17 protein-coding genes are annotated in these 19,827 nt (G+C 48.9%); 3 read left to right on the forward strand and 14 right to left on the reverse strand.

From position 1 onward, the window contains the following. Positions 1–296: 296 nt before the first annotated feature. Positions 297–953, reverse strand: a complete 657-nt coding sequence (locus C7R92_RS15525) for a response regulator transcription factor (RefSeq protein ID WP_069851973.1) — start codon at positions 951–953, stop codon at positions 297–299. After that, positions 928–1,998, reverse strand: coding sequence for a PAS domain-containing sensor histidine kinase (locus C7R92_RS15530; RefSeq protein WP_106834876.1), 1,071 nt, complete (start codon positions 1,996–1,998; stop codon positions 928–930). Before C7R92_RS15530 ends, C7R92_RS15525 begins: the two co-directional genes overlap by 26 nt. 161 nt (positions 1,999–2,159) lie before the next feature. Here C7R92_RS15530 and C7R92_RS15535 point away from each other — a divergent pair, with 161 nt between their 5' ends. Then, positions 2,160–2,675 carry a GNAT family N-acetyltransferase gene (locus C7R92_RS15535; protein ID WP_106834877.1) on the forward strand — a complete coding sequence of 172 codons (516 nt, stop codon included), beginning with the start codon at positions 2,160–2,162 and terminating at the stop codon, positions 2,673–2,675. A 47-nt stretch (positions 2,676–2,722) separates the two neighbouring features. Here the strand turns inward: C7R92_RS15535 and C7R92_RS15540 are convergent, their stop codons facing one another. From C7R92_RS15540 to ytaF, 4 genes are all read right to left on the reverse strand, one after another. Then, complete coding sequence (locus C7R92_RS15540; protein WP_017247196.1) at positions 2,723–3,697, reverse strand: copper amine oxidase N-terminal domain-containing protein; 975 nt, start codon at positions 3,695–3,697, stop codon at positions 2,723–2,725. Positions 3,698–3,823: 126 nt separating this feature from the next. After that, a complete protein-coding gene (gene yunB, locus C7R92_RS15545) occupies positions 3,824–4,525 on the reverse strand; it encodes a sporulation protein YunB (RefSeq protein WP_106834878.1) in 702 nt (233 codons plus the stop codon). A gap of 30 nt (positions 4,526–4,555) precedes the next feature. Further along, the gene (locus C7R92_RS15550; RefSeq protein WP_106834879.1) at positions 4,556–7,360 is read right to left on the reverse strand and encodes a calcium-translocating P-type ATPase, SERCA-type; all 2,805 of its coding nucleotides are present in this window, start codon (positions 7,358–7,360) and stop codon (positions 4,556–4,558) included. A 108-nt stretch (positions 7,361–7,468) separates the two neighbouring features. Beyond that, positions 7,469–8,161, reverse strand: a complete 693-nt coding sequence (ytaF, locus tag C7R92_RS15555) for a sporulation membrane protein YtaF (RefSeq protein ID WP_017247193.1) — start codon at positions 8,159–8,161, stop codon at positions 7,469–7,471. A gap of 166 nt (positions 8,162–8,327) precedes the next feature. On the opposite strand from ytaF, the gene C7R92_RS15560 reads away from it, so the two are divergent. Together C7R92_RS15560 and C7R92_RS15565 are read left to right on the forward strand one after the other, a co-directional pair. Beyond that, entirely contained in the window at positions 8,328–8,918 is a 591-nt protein-coding gene (locus C7R92_RS15560; RefSeq protein ID WP_106834880.1) for a TetR/AcrR family transcriptional regulator, read from the forward strand. A 19-nt stretch (positions 8,919–8,937) separates the two neighbouring features. Beyond that, positions 8,938–9,567: an HXXEE domain-containing protein gene (locus C7R92_RS15565; protein WP_106834881.1), complete on the forward strand. Its 630-nt coding sequence runs from the start codon at positions 8,938–8,940 to the stop codon at positions 9,565–9,567. Positions 9,568–9,626: 59 nt separating this feature from the next. Here the strand turns inward: C7R92_RS15565 and C7R92_RS15570 are convergent, their stop codons facing one another. The 8 genes from C7R92_RS15570 to C7R92_RS15605 form a co-directional block, all read right to left on the reverse strand. Beyond that, positions 9,627–11,288: a DUF4179 domain-containing protein gene (locus tag C7R92_RS15570; protein WP_106834882.1), complete on the reverse strand. Its 1,662-nt coding sequence runs from the start codon at positions 11,286–11,288 to the stop codon at positions 9,627–9,629. Beyond that, positions 11,269–11,835 carry an RNA polymerase sigma factor gene (locus C7R92_RS15575; protein WP_106834883.1) on the reverse strand — a complete coding sequence of 189 codons (567 nt, stop codon included), beginning with the start codon at positions 11,833–11,835 and terminating at the stop codon, positions 11,269–11,271. The genes C7R92_RS15570 and C7R92_RS15575 overlap by 20 nt, the downstream gene beginning before the upstream one ends. Before the next feature lie 195 nt (positions 11,836–12,030). Next, the gene (locus tag C7R92_RS15580; RefSeq protein WP_106834884.1) at positions 12,031–13,683 is read right to left on the reverse strand and encodes a DUF4179 domain-containing protein; all 1,653 of its coding nucleotides are present in this window, start codon (positions 13,681–13,683) and stop codon (positions 12,031–12,033) included. Then, positions 13,664–14,230 (reverse strand): RNA polymerase sigma factor, encoded by a 567-nt coding sequence (locus tag C7R92_RS15585; protein WP_106834885.1) that lies wholly within the window; start codon positions 14,228–14,230, stop codon positions 13,664–13,666. The genes C7R92_RS15580 and C7R92_RS15585 overlap by 20 nt, the downstream gene beginning before the upstream one ends. Positions 14,231–14,352: 122 nt before the next feature. Further along, positions 14,353–15,684 (reverse strand): DUF4179 domain-containing protein, encoded by a 1,332-nt coding sequence (locus C7R92_RS15590; protein WP_106834886.1) that lies wholly within the window; start codon positions 15,682–15,684, stop codon positions 14,353–14,355. A gap of 157 nt (positions 15,685–15,841) precedes the next feature. Next, complete coding sequence (locus tag C7R92_RS15595) at positions 15,842–16,684, reverse strand: arginase family protein (RefSeq protein ID WP_106834887.1); 843 nt, start codon at positions 16,682–16,684, stop codon at positions 15,842–15,844. A 62-nt stretch (positions 16,685–16,746) separates the two neighbouring features. Beyond that, complete coding sequence (locus C7R92_RS15600; RefSeq protein WP_017247184.1) at positions 16,747–17,472, reverse strand: hypothetical protein; 726 nt, start codon at positions 17,470–17,472, stop codon at positions 16,747–16,749. 12 nt (positions 17,473–17,484) lie between these two features. Then, positions 17,485–19,815 carry a universal stress protein gene (locus C7R92_RS15605; RefSeq protein WP_106834888.1) on the reverse strand — a complete coding sequence of 777 codons (2,331 nt, stop codon included), beginning with the start codon at positions 19,813–19,815 and terminating at the stop codon, positions 17,485–17,487. Positions 19,816–19,827: the final 12 nt, after the last annotated feature.

The raw sequence follows: 19,827 nt of genomic DNA on the forward strand, positions 1-19,827 counted from the left end.
TTTGTATAGTAGGTTCTGTTTGTTATGACGCAAAAAGGGTCCTAAATGTTTTATGTCAGCACATAATGTGAGGAAGCTGTGATACTTACGTCAGAAAAAGGAATATTTATCCTTTTTTGCAAATAACAACATATCACTTTCTTGATGTGTACTTCTTTCAAGTGAATTTATGAAATAGGATCTTTATGATTAGTGCTAAAGTTCCGAACTACTCCCCCGTAATGGAGACTTTCTGCTACGGCTGAAAACAAATAAGACTCGCAAATTAGCGAGTCTTATTATCTTCCACCAATTATCTATTCAAAATCAAGCCAGCCCTTCTTAATCGCATACCGCACCAAATCAGGGCGGGTACGCAGATGGAGCTTTTCCATAATATGCGCTTTATGCGATTCTACCGTCTTGACGGAAACAGTGAGCTGCTCCGCAATTTCCTTGTTACTAAAGCCCTTGGCAATCAAGACCAGCACTTCTTTTTCCCGATCAGTCAGGATGTCGTACTTGGCCTGCTCCTCACCGTTCTTGACCATTTGCAGAAATTCCTCGATCAGAGATTTCGTTGCAGATGGATACAAATAGGCCATGCCCTGATTGACCGAACGGATCGCCGTAATCAAATCGAGGTCAGGGGCGCTTTTTAAAATATAGCCAGCAGCACCTGCTTGGAGTACCCGAAACAGGTATTCCTCGTCATCATGCATCGTAAGCACGAGCACCTGAATGTCGGGTGCCGTTTCCTTCAGTCTGGCAGTTGCCGTCAAGCCGTTTTCCCCTGGCGGCATGCTCAAGTCCATCAAGACGACGTCGGGCCGGACTTCCCATGCTTTTTCACATGCCTCTTTTCCGTCAGCTGCATAACCGACGACTTCCATGTCCTCCTGGGCGTTGATCAGCATCCCCAGCCCAGAGCGTACAATCGCATGATCATCAGCGATCAAGACGCGAATGGTCATTCCCTACCCCCTCCTTCGGCACCGGAATTCGGACGATCACCGTCGTTCCTTCCTCGGGTGCGGAGCGAATATCAACGGTACCACCAAGCAGCTGGGCACGCTCCTTCATGCCAAACACACCGAGACCTTTGCCGATGTTCAATGTTTTCTCTACTTCAAACCCTACGCCGTCATCCACAATCGTGACGACAATTTCCTTCTCCCTATTCTCGAACATGATTCCCAGATGGCTCGCCTTTGCGTATTTTGCCGTATTAGTCATGGCTTCCTGTACAATCCGGTATAACGCTGTTTCCATCGCAGCGGAGTATCTGCGTTTCTCCCCCTGAACATGCAACTCCACCTGGATGTGAAACGTCTTTTCCACCCGTTTCATCAACGAACGTAATGCAGGGAGTAAACCGAGATCATCCAGTGCAGACGGACGCAGCTCCAGCGCCATGCGCTTCACTTCCTCCATCGCCTTGGAAGTCATATTCACCAATTCCGTGACATGCTGCATAACCGGCTCGCTCAATTCTCGTTGTCTGACTACGTTTAGTCCCACTAAAATACTATAAAGCGCCTGCCCTACGCCATCATGCAGCTCCCGGGCGATGCGCTTTCGTTCTTCTTCTTGTGCTTGGATTGCAAAATTCGTCAGCTTGTACTGGTAGCGCTCTTTTTCCACTCGCTGTTGCGCAGACATATCACGCAAAATCATGACCAGCTTCCCCTGCGATTCATCCTCTAGTCTCGCAGAGCTGGCAGCGACAGGGTAATCCACACCCGATTTCGTTCGAAGCCTCATCTCGAATGAAGGCATTTGCACGCGCTTAAAAAAGCAATCCGTGCAGCTCGTTTCTTCCATACACGTTGCCATTCCGAGACACAGCTCGCAAATATGTTTATCTCGAATCAGCTCTTCTTCTGTCCAGCCCGTCATCTGCTCCAACGCAGCATTGGCCTTTACGATTCGTCCCTCATGATCAATTACCAGGATCGCATCGCTAGCGTTGGCAAAGATGGACTGCATCAGGGAGAGCACTTCACTCGACGCACCCATGCGCTCCTCCTTTTGAGACAATCATTCTATCGTTATTGTAAAGTTTCCATAAAAGAAAGTGTATCAGGGAATTCCCTTATCATCATTCGAATTGACATTTTATTAAATTAGAATATCATCTAATTAGATGAACATAAAACATATTGAAAGGAGCTTTTGACATGCCAAGCACTACTCCCTTCCCAGCCCATAGCGCTCGATTGGTGTTTCAACCCGTCACGGAATACGATTTCCCCGAGCTACTGACGGTGTACAATTCAAACCCCGATTATATGGAGTTTGCCTTTGGACAACGGGTCGTCACTTTACAGACAGTAGCAGATGACCATCAAGATAATCTGGCGTTTGCGGACTCCTACAGCTTTTCGATAAGAGAAGTACACGGTACAGAGATCATCGGGATCGCCCAGTTCATTTTGCGTAATCCGCGAGATGGCCACCCTTGGCTAGGTCTCATCATGCTGCACAATGCTTACCAAAACCATGGTTACGCTAAAGAATTCCTGGATACGTTAATCGCCTGGTACCGGGAAAACGGCTACACCTCTCTGCATCTGGCCGTTTTGGAGAAGAATAGCCGGGTCGTACCTTTTTACGAGAGATACGGTTTTGTTGTCTACGAGGAAAGAGAGACGGAAAAACTCGGTCGCGTCATCTGTATGAAATACCCGATCTAGTCATGAACGCAAAAAACGGGATAGCAAATGCCATCCCGTTCTTTCTCTTACTCTACTACGATTTTTTCAGCAGTGCCGATAGGCGGCAGGCTCTTTGTCATCATTGGGCCGTAAAAGGCAACTACTTGCATATCTTCTTTCAGATCTGCAGGCGAGAGTACTTTGTTGTCTCGCGCATTGATGATAACCGTTTTCTCGGTAATGTTCAGGTTGATTTTTTCTTGGGAGGTTTCGGTAATACCGCGACCTTCTACGAGCATTTTGTAGTTGCCATCTTTATCAGCAGAGATGCTCGCTACTTTTCCCGCTGTTGCCAGGATGTCCTGAGTCTCCAGTCCGCCTTTTACCGTGATGCTGAGCACACTCGTTTGTGGCGGCATGCTCATCGCCATGAATTTTTCGGTAGTAGCATCTACAGCCATACCCAGCTTCAAGTCTTCTGGCTTCAGTACTTTACCAGCTTCATCCGTGATTTTCGTATCTTCCGTCAGGTGCAGGATGATGCCAGACTCGTAAATGTTCAGTGTAACCGAGTAGCCTTTGTCGGATTTGCTGATGTTAGTAATGGTACCTGTACGCATAGGAGCGATTTCGTCTTCCACTACAGTCACTGCATCATCGGTTACATTCACTTCTGCTTGCAGGATTTCGTCTACGAATTTAACTGGTACATATGTACTGCCATTCAGTACACGCGGCTCCGCTCCCAATGTTTTGTACATTTTTGCGAAAGGATAGCGATCCTCTCCTTCTTTTGCGTAGCTGGTGATCGCGCCTCTTTGCACTTCTGCTGCTTTTTCCTTGTCGTTCCAGCTTACTTTGAAGCCAAGAGCTTCAGCAACGGGACGAAGTGGAACCAGTACGGTTTGTTGACCTTTATCGAAGATCGCATCTTGTGCGATTGCTTGACCGTTAATGTTAACGGAAAGTTCTTTTACTGGTTCGGAGGTTGCAGATACCACGCTAGTTCCCAAAACGGCCAGTGCCGCGATTGTCATCATGCCTGTACGGATTGTTTTCATGTTGTTTACGCCTCCAATGTTCTTGCTTGTTTTTTTGTGTCTCTATTCATTGGACGGCACCATTTCAGAAACGTTTCAATAAATTTTTCATAGATGTGTAAATCGTTCGCGTATAAGCGAAAAACATCACGGCTGGCTTGGGATTTGGTTGTTTCGTGGCATCGGCACATCGGGCTTGCCTGACGGGTTATCGTACAAATAAGTCGGTACCTTGCCGACGATCAGGGCTTCGGAGACCGGGATTTGTGTGGTGACTGTCTGTTGCTTGGTCGCAAACGGGATAATGACCCGCAAATCGACCTCGACGTGAATGTAGACAGTCACCAGCACCATGTTGATCCCGGCTTGCTTCAGGCCTGTTTCCAGCTTCGTTTTGACGGCTCCAATCGGAACGAACGACACCGGAATATCAGGCCCAAAGTGCTCCAGAAAGACGTTTTTGGTAGCCAAGCCTAGTGGTATGGTTGTACGGACGTGCTCCTGCTCGAATTCCTTCAAGCGATTTTGAATACGGGCTGTCGTTTCTCCCACAATCCGGGAGTACTCTTTGAAATTAAAATTCACCGCTTTGATGCTGCCATTCTCGTCTTTCTCCATAATGACAACTTCGTTGACGTCGAGACCCTGCTGGGACATGCGTTTGGTGACTGCATCAGTAATAGCGAGCTTGGCGACCTGCTCTGCCTTGGCCTGGGCAATCAACATCAACGTCGGCTCTACCCTGCGTTCCACAACGATAAACAAAACGATCAATAGCACCATGATCAGCAGGATCCCAGCGAAAATTTTCCTTCTACGTCTTTTCCATCCTCCCCTTCTCAAGCGCACAATGGCTCCCTCTCCCCTTTGGCGGCTCGGTTAGTCAGGACGAACCGTACGCATAGCTGGACGTTTCTCTTTGCTTGTGCGCTGTCTGCCGCTGGTAAGCACCCCACCGATTCCCGCGACAAACGTAGGAACTCCCGCCGCGACTAAAATTAATGCCCAATCCCGCAGATTCAGATCCGTTGTTTTGAAGATCGGCTGGAGTGTCTCCATGTATACGACACCGATCACAAGCACGATCGAAGAAAGTACGGCCCAGACGAGATATTTGTTTTCAAATACATTGCGGTGAAAAACGCTGTATTGACTCCGGCAATCGAAAACGTGAATCAGCTGCGCCATAACCAATGTGACGAAAGCAACAGTTTGGGCATGCACCAAGTCATTCGGATTCTCTTTGAGAGTCAGCCAGAACGCCAAGAGCGTCATGGCCCCGATGAGGAAACCACGGCTAACAATTTTCCAGCCCAACCCCCGGCTGAATATGTTCTCTGCCTTGTTGCGCGGCTTCTGATACATCGTATCTTTCTCCGCCTGATCGACGCCCAGCGCCATGGCCGGTAAACCATCTGTCACGAGATTGACCCACAAGATCTGGATCGGCACCAAAGGTAAAGGAAGTCCGAGGAGCATTGCAAAAAACATGACGAGAATTTCGCCTACGTTGGACGCCAGCAAATAACGGATGAATTTTCGAATGTTGTCATAGATGTTACGCCCTTCCTCGACGGCGGCGACAATCGTGGCGAAGTTATCGTCGCGGAGCACGAGGTCGGCCGCTTCCTTCGTCACATCTGTACCAGTAATCCCCATCGCGATCCCAATGTCGGAGGTCTTGATCGCAGGAGCATCATTGACACCATCTCCGGTCATGGCAACAACATGGCCTTGGCTTTGCAGGGCACGGACGATCCGCAGCTTGTGCTCAGGGGATACACGGGCATAGACAGTCACTCGCTCCGCATACTCTGCGAGCTGCTCATCTGACATGTTGTCCAGTTCACGTCCCTCCAGCACCTCTCCGTAGCCACGCATCAAGCCAATCTGCCGGGCGATTGCCTCTGCTGTTACCTTGTGGTCGCCTGTAATCATGACCGTCTTGATTCCTGCTTGATGGCACAGATTGATCGCCGGACGCACCTCTTCACGTGGTGGATCGATCATCCCGGCCAATCCGACAAAGACGAGATTGTTTTCCAGGGTGCCGATCGGCTGTCCCGGGCGATAGCCTTGCAGTGTCTTATACGCGAAGCCCAGTACACGCAGCGCTTTGCCTGCCATCCTTTCCGTTTGCTCCAGTACTTGGTGGCGAAGCGTCGCGGAGAGTGGAATGAGCTCTCCCTTCCACAAAACGTGTGTCGATCTCGCCAGCAATGCCTCCGCTGCGCCTTTGGTTAGCAGGGAATACACACCGTCCGTCCCCTTTTCGACAACCGACATCATTTTGCGGTCAGAATCAAAGGGGAGCTCCTCCACACGCTGTCCCTGATTCTTCTGGTTGCTACGCTCTGTATTGCCGCCCAATGCCTTCGCAGAAAGCACCTTGAGAGCACCTTCTGTCGGGTCGCCTACGACTTGCCAAAAGCGTGACGTCTTGCCCATTCCAAGCAAATTGCGCGTGCTTTGCTCCTCGCATGTCAATCGAGCGTTGTTGCATCGGTCTGCGATTCGGATCATTTGCGAGAGCGCTCCGTCACGGGCGGGAGATACCATCTTCCCTAGATAGTGAAAGGCTCCCTCTGGTGCGTAGCCGCTACCGCTCACTTCATACGTGGAATCGCTGTGCCACACTTGCGTAACGGTCATTTTATTTTGAGTCAGGGTGCCTGTTTTATCAGAGCAAATGACAGAGGCGCAGCCCAATGTCTCGACTGATGGGAGCTTGCGTACGATCGCATTGCGCCGGATCATACGCTGGACGCCAAGCGCTAGCGCGACAGTCACAATTGCCGGCAAGCCTTCCGGAATCGCCGCCACTGCGAGACTCACCCCGGCGAGGAACATCGTAAATAGCTCATGACCATGCCAGACACCAGCAGCGATGACCACAATGGTCAACAGCAGTGCAACGACCACGAGAATTTTGCCCATTTGCTCCAATCGCAGCTGCAAAGGAGTTTCTGCTTCTTCCGCTGTATTCATCAAGTGCGCGATTTTCCCGATTTCCGTGCTCATCCCTGTCGCTACAACGAGGCCGCTCCCTGTTCCTCCGGTCACCATCGTGCCCATGAACGCGAGATTTTTTTGGTCGCCAAGCGGTACAGTAGATGCCTGGGCTGTCTCCAGTCTTTTCACGTTTTTACCGACGGGGACAGACTCCCCTGTCAACGCAGACTCCTCCACCTCTAGCCGATTGGCCGAAAGCAAACGCAAATCTGCGGGAACACGATCCCCGGCCTCCAATTGCACCAGATCACCAGGTACCAGCCGCGAAGCCGGTATCATGGAAATGTGCCCGCCCCGGATGACGCGCGCCATTGGGGATGCCAGCTCCTTCAGCGCTTGCAAGGATCGCTCAGCCTTGGCCTCCTGAATAAAACCGAGGATACCATTAATGAGGATGATCGCGATAATCGCAATCGCATCCAGGTACTCTCCGAGGAAGTATGAGATCAGTGTTGCGATGAACAGGATGAGTACCATAAAATCCTTGAACTGATCAACAAAGACCGAGTAGAGAGGCTTTCGCTTTTGTTCAGCCAACTGGTTGGCACCTTGTTTAGCCAGTCGCCGCTCCGCCTCCTGCTGAGTCAACCCTTGCGCAGCATCACTATGAAGGGCTTCGGTCACGTCGGCCGCCGCCAGCGTGTACCATTTTCGAATTGGCTGTGTATCCACCTACATCTCCTCCATCCACATCTCACTCCTTTTCATGTGTATGCAGACGAGCTAGAAAATAAAACAACCCGTCCATTTATCTGGACGGGTCTGTGATTGGTTTGTCGGTTATTTCAAGCTTTTGGCTACACCAATGCAAATCAACAAAATCGGCGGCAGCCAGGTGAGTCGCGTTAACCAGCTGGCTTTTCCTGCGCGCCTGCCGAGGGCAATTCCTACCACAAGAAGCAAGGCACTCATCACCGCGATACAGAGAGCGACGAGCAGTGGCGAGTATCCCAAAAACGTAAGGCTGATACCTGCCCCGAAAGCATCCAAAGACAGGGCAAGCCCCAACATGACGGCCTCCCAGCCCATAATATGCCCAGAGCGGTCAGCGTCGGCTTTGGAGGGGTCTTTTAAAATCTGAATCATGACACCAAAAATGCGGAACTGCGACAATAATACGATGGGTTCCTGCTCTTCCTGTTTTTCTGCGGCTACAACGGCACCGCTGCTCGCAGCAGTAGACTCCTGAGCCTCTGTCCCCGACCGTGTCGCAATGAGCCGCCACAGTGTAAACAAACCCATGAGGATCAAGACCGCGGCACCAATATACTTGCCGATCTCGGGGGTTAACCATTCGGTGAGGGATGAGCCTACAAGCATGACACCATATACAACAGCAAACGAACAACCGGAAACGACGACGAGCGACAAAAAGGGCATTCTCATGTTCCGTAAACCATACGTCAATCCTACACTGACACTGTCCATGCTGATGGCCAGGGAAACGAGCAGGAGTGCGAGCCATCCGCTCATATGTGGTCACCTCTTTCCCATTGCCTATTAGGTATACGCGAAAAGCTCCGCTGATGTGCCAAGAAATCATTGTCTTCTCAGTTGGAAAGTGCTACCATTGAATTAAACAACGTTTAAAAATTTGTTTAACACAAACGTTTTGCTTTCAATAAAAAGGAGGTTGGTCATGTCACAGGTAGATAAAAACAACGAAACGAAAGCGAAAATTTTGCAGTCGACACTGGATTTGATCAAGATGGAGGGCTTCGAGAGTGTGACGGTGCGGAAAATCGCAGCCGATTCTGGTACTAACGTAGCTTTGGTTAACTACTATTTCGGTTCCAAGGATAAGCTCATTAATGAAGCCCTCAGTGCATTTTTAGGAAGCTTTACAGCCACATTTGATATCTTGGCAAACACATCTCTGCTTCCCCAAGAACGACTCAAGCAGTTTTTCATGAGCTATGTGCAGATCATCCAGCAATATCCTGAGCTGGTTTCGCGAATCTTCTCACTTGGTGGCGCTGTATTTACCTCGCAATATGAGTACGGCCAATTTCTAAAAAGCATCGGGTTTGTGAAGATTGAGGGAGTTTTGAAGGAAATGACCCACGAAGAAAATCATGAAGTTCTCATGATGATGATCATGCAGCTGTTTGGAGCGATTTTTCTGCCAGCCTTGCTCAAGTCGATATTGTCTACTGGCGCTGGCATCGAGGTCGCTTCCGTAGAACAACAGATTGATTTGTTATTCGCACGCTATTTTCATGAAAATTAGGAAATAGGGGGAGAGACAGATGGGCTTTTTGCGAAAATATTGGTCTGATCTCGGTCTGTTAGTGGCAGTTGGCGCTGGTCTGTACTTGATGATTCAATGGGGTACCATTCCTGCTATTGAGAGGCTGTTGTGGCTAAGCTTCATTGCCATCCTTGTGCATCAGTATGAAGAGTACCGTTGGCCGGGATATTTTGCCGGACTGTTTAATGGTTTGATTTTTAAAAGTAGCCATCCAGAACGATACCCGCTGAATCCACAGTCTGCGATGATCATCAACCTCGTCATTGCCTATATCTTTTATCTAGTTCCCCTCTTCTTCCCGACGGTCGTCTGGCTCGGCTTGGCACCGATTCTCATGGGCTTCTTCCAGTTTATCTGGCATGGCGTTTTTGCGAATCTAAAAGCGAAAACGCTCTACAATCCGGGCTTGTTCGCCGTGATCTTCTTCCACATCCCGATCGGGGTATGGTATATCCGGCACATCATCTCCACTGGCATGGTAACCACTTCAGACTGGATCATCGGTACGGTCTACTTCATCGTTGCGGTGTACATTCTCATTGTGAAGGGCAATATGTGGCTGAAGGACGAAAATTCGCGTTATACCTTTACTCGTCAGCAGTTGGGGCCTTACGTACACAAATCATAAAAACCAGCTCCTGTGATGAAAAAGAAGAGGCCATTGTCGGCCTCTTCTTTTTCTTTGCACTATTTGATTTCAAAAGGTACTTCCCACTTCACGTCATGCTCCACCATATAGGAAGCATAGGATACCGAGAGCTTTTTCGGTTCTTGCTTCAAGCGTGGAATGGTGATCTTGCCTTTGATCTGTACCCGTCCGTCCTTGTCTCTGATGCTTTCAGTATTCACTGACGCATAGTAATCGTTCCCATTTTCATCCTTTACAGACCAAGAGTGGTTCTCGACTATGCCTTTTCCTAATGTACCCTCTATGGTCATTACAGCCTCTCCTAGATCTTCGCCTTTACCTGGCTCCCATGCAAAAGAAGAGAACGTAAAGGTACTGCCTGTCTCATCCTTGAAAGTCGCAGCTTTCTTGTCTAGCTCTGTTGGAACCAAATCGAATGTAGGTGAAGCCAGTTTTTTCTCATAAATTTTCTTGAGCTCAAGCTTTAATTTTTGTTCTCCCTGTATCGGGCCAAATGTATGCCACCAATTCAAGACATCGCCCTCTGCTTTTTCTTCGGGTTCTTCTTCTGTTCTTGGCGTCCATAGAACATTCTCCTTGTTATCAAGCCCATCATCCAATGATTTCATATCCCAAGCTGCTACCACTTCCCCTTTTTCATTGGTGATTTCGTACATCATATTCTCTCCCGAAAAAGCTGGTTCGCGCTCTTTTTCTGTGATAATGGCGCCTCGCGGATTTTTCTGATCGTACAGGATCGACGTTCGTTCAACCTCCAGATAAGCTGATTTTGGGAAAGTAGTATCCAGCATGACCCGTGTCGCACTCGGGGAAAATTCGATATTTTTCAGCTCAATCCCGAGCCCTTGTGGCGATTGAAAAGCTGTATCCTTGAAGGCAACCTTTTTCGTCGCTTCCTTGGCTTTTTTCATATCAATCGGAATTTCCAATGACCATTTTCCTTTCTTACCTGCGATTTCTGTCTGTTCGAAATGTAAGGTCAGTTGGTCGGGAATCGCCTCATGTGATTCAAAGATTTGGTTCAAAAATCGCTCTGTAATGAAAAACTCTCCATGACCTCCCGAATTATCTCCTCCATCATCCTCGAACCAATCTTTTCCGTTCTGATCAATCAGCTTCGCATTCAAAATATGATCTTCAATCTTCTTGCCGCTCTCGTCGTATACATCATAAATGACTGCGATCCTCATCGAGTCAGCCAACAGCTCTTTTGCTTCAACCGTAATACCTTGATCGGTTACTTTTTGCTCCAGCTTTTGGACAAGGCCTTTATGGACTGCGTTTTTCATACCGCTATCCGAATCCTTCTCAATCTGGAACAAGCTATTCACATAATTCGCAAACGTCGGTGAAACGGCCGTTCCTGTCACCACCAACGCGGTAAGTCCTGCTACTACCAATCCTGTCTTCTTCACAATATCCCAACCCCTTTGTCTTCTGATTCGCGAGGAGTGCTTTTGCGTAGAACGTAGAGGAACTGCATTAGTCAGCTTATCCATGACCTCGTCTGTAAACATATCGGGTACAGAAGCTTCCGGGATGTCGGAAAAATCCTCTTCTTGTATGCCTTCTACCCACTCTTGCAGGTGCTTCTGGCATTGTAGGCAATTTTCCACATGCTGCTCCACTCCCTTGCTCTCGGCAGGGGCCAGCTCATCGTTCACGTATAGCTTCAATTGATTAAACATGAAGCATTTCATAAATAGCTCCCCCTCCCATCGTTTTCGTAAGGCTGTCCTTCATCTTTTTGCGGGCACGGAATAGACGCATTTGAACGGAGTTCTCCGATAGGGACAGTCGCTCGCTGATTTCCCGATACGACAGCCGCTGTAGGTAAAACAGGACGAACACCTCGCGATACTCCTCATCCAGCAGCATGATGCTGCGTTCCAGCTCGGCGTCCCGTTCCTTTTTCAACAAAGTCGTCTCAGGCGTGTCTCGGTCAATTAGCTGCTCCCCATCGATTTCTACCTGCTCTGTCCGTTTGCGTTTTCTCATTTCATCGAAACATTGATTGCTCGCAATTCGATACAGCCATGAAGAAAACCTGTACTCAGGCCGATAGTCGTGCAAACGATAAAAGGTTTTGATAAACACGTCTTGAGCCAAATCCTGTGCGTCTTGCATGTTGCCGATCATCCTGTACAAATAGCCAACAATCTTGCCCTTGTATCTGTCGACAATTTGTCTGTACTGCTCATGATCGCCAGCCAGGATTTGCTCGATTAGTTCCTGATCGTCCGGCATTTTGCTACTCCTCCATCTATCACAGATCAAGCCAGCGGGGAATGCTGCGCAGCTTCCGTTTTGGTTGAATCATAAGCTAATACGGATTGGCTGGAAAATCCTTTCTCTTTTTTGAATAAATTCTTTAAATTACCAAAAATCTTTTGATTAAACGCGAAAAGAAGAGGCCTTTTTCAGCCTCTTCTCTCATTCGAACTATTTGATTTCAAACGGTACTTCCCAATTCACGTCGTGCTCCACCGTATATTCAGGATAGGAAATTGTGAGCTTTTTCGGTGCTTGCTCCAATTTCGGAATGACCAGCTCGCCTTTGACCAGTACGCGTCCTTCTTTATCTCTAGTGCTTTCTGGTCTCAATGTCGCATAGTAAACCTTCCCATTTTCATCCTTTACATACCAATATTTGATGGAGACCATATCTTTTCCTAGTATACCCTCTACAGTTATCACAGCCTTACCTTTTTCCTCCCCGCTAGCAGGTGTCCACGAAAAAGAGGAAAATGTAAACGAACTGCCTGTCTCATCCTTGAAAGTCGCTGCCTTCTTGTTTAAGTCTTCTGGAATAAGGTCGAATTTGGGAGAAGCCAGTTTGTTCTCATAAACTTTTTGGAGCTGAAACTTTAACTTTTGTTCACCCTGTAGCGGGCCAAATGTATGCCACCACTTCATGATATCGCCTTCTTGTTTACTGGACAGTCCAGAGACGTAAAGAACATTTTTCTTTTTCGCAATTCCTTCATCTAATACAAACATATCCCGAGCTGCCACGACCTCACCTTTCTCGTTGGTAATTTCGTACGCGATATCACCTCCTGATAAAGTAGGTTCGACTTTTTTGTTTGTGATGTGGACTCCTCCCGGATGATCCTTATCATACATGAGCACTGCCCGTTCAAACTCTACGTAAGCTGATTTTGGAACCGTTGAATCCAGCATAACCCGTGTCGCACTTGGGGAAAATTCGATTTGTTTCAGTTTAAGCTCAAGCCCTTGTGGTGATTGATACACGGCGTCTTTGAACGCAACCGTTTTGGTCGCTTCTTTCGCTTTCTTCATATCGACCGGAATTTCCAAGTCCCACTTCCCTGTCTTGCCTTCGATGTCTGTTGGTACGATTTTCAAGGTTAGTTGGTCAGGAGTAGCCTCCGCCGATTCGAAAATATCGTTCAAGCTCACCTCAGTGATGAAAAACTGCCCATGATTTCTCCCAGACTCCTCTCTTCCATCCTCCGCCAACCAATCTTTTCCCTTCGAATCAATTAACTGAAGCTTCATAGAGTGGTCTTCTATCTGCTTGCCATTCTGGTCGTACATATCAAAGATAAATGCAATCCTCATGGAGTCAGCCATCAGTTCTTTTGCTTCGAAAGTAATTCCTTGATCCGTTACCTTTTGCTCCAGCTTTTGGACAAGCCCTTTATGGACGGCATTTTTCATGCCGCTATCCGCATCCTTTTCAATCTGGAACAAGCTGTTCACATAATTCGCAAACGTCGGTGATACAACCGTTCCTGTCACTACTAACGCCGTAAGTCCTGCTACTACCAGTCCTGTCTTCTTCACAATATCCCAGCCCCTTTGTCTTCTGGTTCGGGAGGAGTGCTTCCGTGCAGTGCGTACGGGAACTGTTTCGAACAGTTTACTCATGACCTCATCCGTAAACGTATCGGGTACAGGAACCTCCGGATAGGCGGAAAATTCCTCTTCCAGCATGTGATCTATCCACTCTTGCAGCTTTCTTTGGCATTGTGGGCATTGTTCTGCGTGCTGCTCTAATCCTTTGCTTTCGGAAGGGGAGATCTCGCCATTTTCATAGAGCTTCCATTGATTAAACATGAAGCATGTCATAAACATCTCCCCCTCCCATCGTTTTCGTCAGGCTCTTCTTCATCTCTTTACGAGCACGGAACAAGCGCATTTGAACAGCACTCTCCGTAAGAGACAGTCGCTCGCTGATTTCCCGATACGACAGACGCTTCAAGTAATGCAGGACGAACACCTCGCGATACTCCTCATCCAGCAGCATGATACTGCGCTCCAGCTGGGCGTCCCGCTCCTTTTTTAACAGGGCGGTTTCTGGTGTCTCTGGATCAACGATCTGTTCCTCTACGATAGCGGTCTGCTCCGTCCTTTTGCGTCTTCTTATTTCATCGAGACAATGATTGCTCGCGATTCGATACAGCCATGAAGAAAACTTGTGCTCAGGCCGATAGTCTTTCAATAGGTAAAAGGTTTTGGTAAACACGTCTTGAGCCAAATCCTGTGCGTCAGGCATGTTACCGATCATTTTGTACAAGTATGTAACGATCTTGCCCTTGTACCTGTCGATAATCTGACTGTACAGCTGATGATTGCCAGCCAGGATTTGCTCGATCAATTCCCGATCGTCCGGCATTTCTACTACTCCTCCATCTATAACCGACCAGCCTTTGGGGAATGCTGCGCAGCTTCCGTTTTGGTTGATTCACAACTAATACGCACGGGCTGGAAAATCCTTTCTCGTTATTTTGGAAAATTTTATTTTCCTGTCAAAAAAGGTACCGCAAAGCTCACATCGCGATGCTCCTTCAACATACTGTCAAAGGTGATCGTCATTTGCTTCGGCAAGGATTTCATCTCCTCGATTTCCAAATTCCCGCTTACTTTCATCCGTCCATTTTGATTGGCGGATTCCTCGACATGGTATACCGCACTGTACTCTTTGCCCTTTTCGTCCGTCACGTACCATGTATCAAACGGGAAGATTCCCACAACTCCTTCCGCTAGCGTCCCCTCAAACTCGATGTTGTGGCGATCCTCTCTGCTTCCATTAGATACCTTGTGAAACGTGAAGCGAGTCCCATTCTTTTCTGCTGTAACTGGTTTTGCTCCCACACTGGCAGGGTCCAGTTTTACGCTGAATCCTGGCTCTTCCTCTGTATAAACAGCATGCAGCTTAAAGGTTAGACCATTCGATTCTTTCAGGTCGTGGAAGTAATGAAATTGTCGCAGCCCTTTTTCCACTGGAGCATACTCGCGCCATTTCATCGTATTGATTACGTTTTTCTGAACGCTCTCATCATGGATAGCGACTGCAGAGTCCCATGCGCCAAGGACGACTCCCTTTTCATTGACAAGCTGATAGCTGAAGTCCTTGTTATTCGAATCAATCACCACTTCTGTTCCACTAGGTGCAAAGGTAATCTCTCGCAAATCAAACTGAAATCCTTGGGGAGAGGTATAGGACTGATTGACAGCCACTGTTTTCGTCGCAGCTTTTGCTTTTTTCAAGTTCACGGGTACTGACAGCTGCCAGTTGCCTTTGGTACTGCCCATCTTTTTCATGTGGAACTCTACGACCAGCTCGTCCGGCAGCTTGTTCCCATCGTCAAAATAGCTTCTGAGCTCGTGTTCAAACAGGATATAATCGCCTATCTGGTTTGTTTTCCACGACACTTGATTGGGGGATGAGCTATGTAAAACCTTGCCCGCTTTATCCTTGATCGTGATTTCTTGATATTCATGGGTGGGGGCGTGGAAATTATCCCAATACACATCTGTTGCCTTGCCGTCTTTGTCTTTTACCCCGGCGATGATACTGATGCGAAGCGGGTCTGCCAGAACCTCTTTTGCTTCCAAGGTAAAGCCTTGATCGGTCACTTTCAGATCAAGCCGCTGGGCAAATCCTTTTTGAACGGCTTGCAAAATTCCAGGATCTCCAGCCTTTTGCGAGACAAACAAGCTAGTATTCACAGACGGTGCTGCATTCACCATTACTGCCGGACTACTTGTGAAAAACACCGGGGACACGAGGATTCCCGTTGATACAACGACTGCCAATGCTGCCACACATAACGCCATCTTTTTCATAACTGCTCCACTCCTTGTTTTCCTAGATTCACTTTATATTCACGAGAAACAATCGTTCGGTTCACGAGGAGCACGCAAAAAAAGAGCCCGACAGCCTGAACGAATCAGGATTACCGAGCTCACTTTCTATCGAATTGATTTCATAGATGGGAGGGCTTTACGCACGTGCAGCTAGTGCCTGAGCGAGCAACTCTACCAGTTTCCTTGCATACTCGCCAGTGGTATCCCTTGCCCCTGAGAATTCCGTCACTTCCATACTTGTCACGCGCGCATCTCGCAAGACAGTTTCCAGTAATGCCTCTGCTTCGGACAGCGACAACCCCATCTCACTTGGCGAATAGGCAGCTGCCATCGCGTCTTTGTGCATGATATCTACGTCGAAATGAACGAGGATTTTCGCATCCGGCGGGATCGATTGGAGCATATGAGAGACTCGCTCCTCTATGCTTCCTTCTGTGAGCTGGGACAAGGTCATGATCTCTACGCCAAACGTCTCCGCAGGCATCTGCTGACAGCCGACCAGGCGGATTCGCTCTGCATCCCAGCCGCTTGGTTCGATCCATTGTCCGCGATCCTTAAGTAAAAACCACAATCCCATCCCTGCTGCCCCAATACAGCGGGAAGCCGATGGCACTACTGCATCCAGATGACCGTCAAGCACCAGCAGATACGCTTTCTCTTGATGAATAGCCCGATGAGCCTGCGCCGTTGCAACGACCAAACTGCAATCGCCGCCGAGCATCAAGACAAAGTCGTCTGTATTGAGCCACTCTTGCGCGTCCTTTTGCAGCACATCCCAAAGCATACGAGGAGCCGGCCAATTACGAACCGGTGGAATATTATGGCGCGGCAAATCATCGGGAAGATGCAGATTACCTACATCCTGCACATCCAAGCCATGCTGCTGCAACTGCTCGATCAATCCTGCTGTACGAAGCGCGTCCGGAGCTAATTCTGTACCAGAGACATATGCTCCTGTGAAATGCGGGATACCAGCCACTTTTACGTTTATAAACAGTCCCTCCCAAGGAAATTCATCGTATGAACATCCCTAAAAGTATATCACAGCTTCGTTTGCAATAATTGGATGAGATCACTGACAGACGGCTGTAACCAACGATCTGGCATGGATGCTTTTTCCCCGCGTAGCAATTGGCAAGCAAGCGCATTCGGATGGACATCTGCACTTAAGAAATACACTTGGTTTACAGGTTGCGGGAGTGCGTCCATGACTTCTACATATTTGTTGACATACACTTGCAACGCATCCCGATAGGCTGGAGTGGTTAGTGCCGCGCCACACCACACGTCAATTCCAGTCAACGCCTTGGCATGGGCTGCATCCAAGCTTTTTGCGAGCGAGCAGACAACGAACAACAGCTTCTCTGGCGCCAGCTTGAATCGCTTCTGATACTGTTTGGCAAAACGGGCAAGTGTCGCATTCCAAGACGGCGTATCGTAGCTGCCGAGATCAGGGATGCATTTGAGTGCTCCTACCAGTTGTTCGTCTTTTTTCATAAACAACAGACCATCGATCACTTGAAACGAAAGCCCGGCTAATTGCCCAGACAAAAACTCACCCACCCGCTCATGCATGACGCGAGAGATTCGCTGTGAGGATTTGCGCTTTAGCTTTTGCCGTATGCGCACCTCTTCTTCCTCCAGGTAGACCCGTATCAGCCTGGAAAACAAATCTGCCTCCGTAGTTGGCTCTAGTATCAGGCACTCCAAACGGCTATAGGCGTCTGCCACGCTTTGGTCCCATTGCCCTTCTTTTTCTGTGCCCATCATTAACCTCCCTCACATCATATCGGGTGCGTGATCGGCCACGACCAGCACATCCATGTGTCGGACCTCCCGCAATAATCGCTGGATGACCGAACCCTCGAGAATTTCCTTCCAGCGAGTTCGCGCCGACTGCCCGATGACGACCTGTGTCGTTCCTTTTTCGTTCATATGCCAAACCAGCTTGGTGAAAACCTTGCGTCGGGAAGGAGCTTCGTATCGTTCGAAACGACCTCCGAGCCGCTCTGTTAGTGCCTTCAGCTTCGCCAGCTGTGTCTCTTCCTCTTCTGTCAGCGACGGATGATCCTGCACGTAAGCGACATGCCAGGACGCCTTCAACCGATACGCAATGCGGAACCCTCGGCGAATCAATCGTTCACTGTCTGCGCGCAAATTCACACAGACAAAAATGACTTCCTGCTGCCGCCAAGGCCCGCGCAACGTTCGTCGCTCCCACGCCTCCAAGCGTTCATCGACATCGTCAGCAACTTCACGCAAGGCCAGTTCTCTTAATGCGATCAAATTCCCTGTTTTGAAAAAGTTGGTCAGCGACTGCTCCACCTTTTCCAACGCGTAAATATTGCCCTCTCGCATCCGCTGACGTAGTGCTTTCGGTGAAATATCAATCAGCTCTACCTCATCTGCCTGATGCAGAATATGGTCCGGCACCGTCTCTCGCACGCGGATTCCCGTGATTTGCTCGACGCTGTCGTTCAAGCTCTCGAGGTGCTGAATATTCATCGTGGATATGACGGAAATACCCGCAGCCAAAATCTTCTCGACATCGTGATATCGCTTCTCATAGGCACTCCCCGGCACATTCGTATGTGCCAGCTCATCTACCAATACGACCTCCGGATTTCGCCGAATAATTTCGTCCGTGTCCATTTCTTCGAGCGTCACGTTTTTGTATGGAATGCGCTTGCGCGGGATAAGAGGAAGTCCCCCTACCTGCTCAATGGTTTCTTTTCGTCCATGCGTTTCCAAAAGCCCAATCACCACGTCAATGCCATTTTCGGCGAGCTCGTTTCCTTCTCTCAGCATTGTGTACGTCTTACCGACACCAGGTGCGGCTCCTACATATACTTTTAGCGTCCCACGCTTGATTTTCCCGATTTCCTCCTGCATCTCCTCATCGGAGAGGCGGCGGTACGGATTGGCCGTTACCGCTTGTTCTCGCTTGGTCGGCATGACGCGCTCACCGTCCCGCTCAGAACGATCTGCCACGATCAAGATATCGATATTTTTCGTTTGCCGAAGAATCTTATGAACGATGGAGCCATACCATATCTCTTCCCAGCGCGTACGCTTGGACTGCCCCATGACGATTCGGGTCACATTATTCTCCATCGCATAAGCGACGAGCTCGTTTGCTACGTCTTTTTCACGTGCAAGCATCTGCTCTTCAAAGGTACCTCCGACTTTGTCCACGAGCTTTCCGATGGATCTCTTAAAAGTCGCTTCTTCCTTCGTCAACTTCTTAGATAAAGGGAGAAAACAGACGACCAAGAGCTCTCCGCCGAGTCTCTTGGCAACCTGTTGTCCGCGCCGAACCAATATCGAGCCGTTCCAATGATACTGGGCAGAAACCAGCACCTTCTCTGTGGCTCCTGAAGCCCCCACCATGCCGTGCTTCTCCCGATAATCCTCCAAATCCTCGTTTACGCCCGTAGCAACAAAACGCAGCGCGAGTTCCCGCAGCATATGCAGATTGTCTCTGCGAAACAACGGATGCTTGGTTCGAGTCGGGTTGCGATCGTCTTCTTGCAGCCGTTTCAGGATGGCTTCTGGCGTAACATCGAGCAGCTTCACCTCGTCTGCCATGGCAAGCGTATCTTCCGGGACACACTGGTCGATCCGTACCTCTGCCTTCGTCAGTCGCTCTGCCATTTCTTTCATCCCGGCCAATTCGTAAATGTTTACCGTCGCTATCACACTAATATTGTGGTTCAGCAAATACTGAACATCGTCCAAGCTGGTTGGTCGCGGGGCATCTGGACGATTGCGATGAGCCAAACCGTCTACGAGCACGACTTCCGGATCTCGTTCGATAATGGTTGCAACGTCCAGATCATGTCTCGCTTCCCCGAGAGAATACCAGATGATTGGCTGGATTTGTTCCAAGCCCTCCCGCTTTTGCGCCAGCTTGGGATGAGTGGCCTCACCTGAGCCAGCTACAACCACATCAATCCCTTTTTTCTTAAGCGTCTGCCCTTCCATTAGCAAGTGATAGGTTTTCCCTGAACCACTGACTGCCCCCAGAATGATTTTCAGCCTGCCCCGGTGCATTCTGGAGATGGACTGCAAGATTTCCTCCGGGGACTTTCGCCGAAACTGCTCTACCATCTCGCAGCCCTC

It is taken from the genome of Brevibacillus porteri (assembly GCF_003013475.1).
Lineage (GTDB): Bacteria > Bacillota > Bacilli > Brevibacillales > Brevibacillaceae > Brevibacillus > Brevibacillus porteri.